Consider the following 699-nt stretch of genomic DNA (forward strand, 5'->3'; position numbering starts at 1 on the left):
AAAAAATTAAAGACACTTCATTATATTAATCAAAATTATAAACTTAAATATATGTTTTTAATATTAATTATTACTGTATTTCTTACAGAAAATCAGGCACCATTTATGTATGTATTTGGCGAAGAACATTTAGGAGTAGACATTTCTGTATCCGGAATGTTTATTTCTGCAATTGGTGTAGGGTCGGCAATAGCAAGTCTTATATTACTTAAATTCGATAAATTTATGTTGGATCTAAAGGTGATTTTTTATTCTGTGATTATTGATGGAATAGCTTTAATTATTCTTAGTAATAGTAAAAACATCATAATGGCATTTTTAGCATTTGGGATTTTCGGAGTTACTGGTTCAATATTTTTTGTATCAATGAGAAATTTAATACAGTTAGAAGTTCCTTCAGAAAGGATTTCAGAAGTTTATGCGTTTAGATTTTCAAGTACGTCTTTTGCCAAGATAATTTCGATTTCAATAGGAGCTATATTAGTAAACAATTTAATTACAGTTACTCAGTTATTTATGATATCTGGTTTAATAGAAACATTTTTAGCCATTATTATGTTAATTAGCTTGAAAAATCATATGAAAAAAATGAGTTGATAATATCCAATTAAGGTTGTATATTTGGAAAGCATTAACATATTTTTAGGATAATTAAGCGAGAATCCTCCCTATTTCAATAGGGAGATGAATCGCTATTTT

1 protein-coding gene is annotated in these 699 nt (G+C 26.6%); it reads left to right on the forward strand.

Annotation, left to right across the window (positions count from 1 at the left end; translation table 11 throughout):
• Nucleotides 1-597, forward strand: a 597-nt coding sequence (locus L21TH_RS14530) for an MFS transporter (RefSeq protein WP_034429710.1), incomplete at its 5' end; no start/stop codon positions are given.
• Nucleotides 598-699: the final 102 nt, after the last annotated feature.

Origin of the sequence: Caldisalinibacter kiritimatiensis, assembly GCF_000387765.1 — a bacterium.
GTDB lineage: Bacteria > Bacillota > Clostridia > Tissierellales > Caldisalinibacteraceae > Caldisalinibacter > Caldisalinibacter kiritimatiensis.